The 1511-nt window shown below is 69.0% G+C and carries 1 protein-coding gene; it reads right to left on the reverse strand.

Translation table 11 applies throughout. The features are described from left to right. Positions 1 to 248 precede the first annotated feature (248 nt). Positions 249 to 1385 (reverse strand): IS701 family transposase, encoded by a 1137-nt coding sequence (locus AWX74_RS38755; protein ID WP_054565296.1) that lies wholly within the window; start codon positions 1383 to 1385, stop codon positions 249 to 251. Between the last annotated feature and the right edge of the window lie 126 nt (positions 1386 to 1511).

Below are 1511 nucleotides of genomic sequence, written 5' to 3' on the forward strand. Positions count from 1 at the left end.
AGCACCAAGTACTAACGACGTCGACCGAACGCCCCACCACATTTTCACCCTGTCCCGGGTGGCCCCACCAGGGGCCATGACGGACTGCAACGGCACTTGACTGTGTCCTCGTCGTTTGTAGTGGCTGCGTCGGGCCTGGTGCTGACGGCGGCGACGCCAGGCCGACCACGCCCAGACATGGTCAGCGGGGTGGATGCGGTGCAGGAGGGTGACGATCAGCCGGCGGATCTCGGGTAAGGTCAGTCCGATCATGCCCATGCCGGCGGGCAGGGGTCCCCTTTTACCTGGCCGGCGCGGGCCGCGGCCAGAGCTGCGTAGGCGAGCATCGACAAGGTGATGTGGGCGTACCAGGCCCGGTAGTCACGGACCTGGTAGTCGTCGAGGCCGCAGGTCTGCTTCGCCTGCTGGAAGCATTCCTCGATCGGCCAGCGAGCCCCGGCCACGGTCACAAGCTGCGCCAGGGTGGTGCGCCGCGGACCGAAACAGACGTAGAACGCCAGCTCCCCGCTGGTGCGGTGGCGCCGGGCGAGCAGCCAGTGCCCCCAGCCCGGCTCCCACCAGACCCGCAGACGGATCTCGACCCTCGCCCAGTCGTAGTCCCGCAGCCCGTGCGCTCCCGCGCCGGCCGAGATCCGGCACCACGCCCGGGCGGGCAGAGCAGCGATCAGCCGGTCGGCGCGTTCCTGCCCACCCACACTGGTGATCAGGGTGTCGTTGCATTTCGTGGCCAGCACATGGGCGCGTTTCTGTTCCTCCAACCAGACCCGCAGATACTTGACCTGCCCATAGGCCTCGTCCGCGGTCACCCAGCCGAACGGCACCCCGGCCGTGATCGCCCGTTCCAGCATCGCCATCGCCTGACGAGGCTTGGTCGCGAACTCCACCTCGTCGGGCACCCCCGCCGCCCGGCAGCGATCTCGATCCTCGGTCCAGGACTCCGGCAGGTAGAGCTCCCGGTCGATCAGCGCATGGCCCCACCGGGACCGGTAGGCCAGGAACGTCCCGATCTGGCAGTTCTCCCGCCGTCCCGCCGTCCCCGAGTACTGCCGCTGCACCCCCGCCGACCGGGTCCCCTTTTTCAGGAACCCGGTGTCATCGACGATCAGCACCGCGGCCGGGTCCCCAAGCCGGTCCACCACGAAGGCCCGCACATCATCCCGGACCCCATCGACGTCCCAGTCAGCCCGGCGCAGCAGCCGCTGCATCCCGTCCGGCGACCGCTCACCAGCCCGTTCCGCCAGCGTCCACCCGTTCTTCCGATCCAGGCCCGCGACCAGCCCAGACACATACTCACGGACCCGCCGCCGCGGCTCAGCCCGACCGAACCGCCCCCCGGCCCGTGCGCACAGCCCGTCCAGCTCAGCCGCCCACGCCTCCACCACCACAACCCAGATCATCCACCACAGACATCACAACTGCCGTTGCAGTCCGTCATGGCCCCTGGTGGGGCCACCCGGGACAGGGTGAAAATGTGGTGGGGCGTTCGGTCGACGTCGTTAGTACTTGGTGCT

The sequence above is a fragment of the Parafrankia irregularis genome (assembly GCF_001536285.1).
Lineage (GTDB): Bacteria > Actinomycetota > Actinomycetes > Frankiales > Frankiaceae > Parafrankia > Parafrankia irregularis.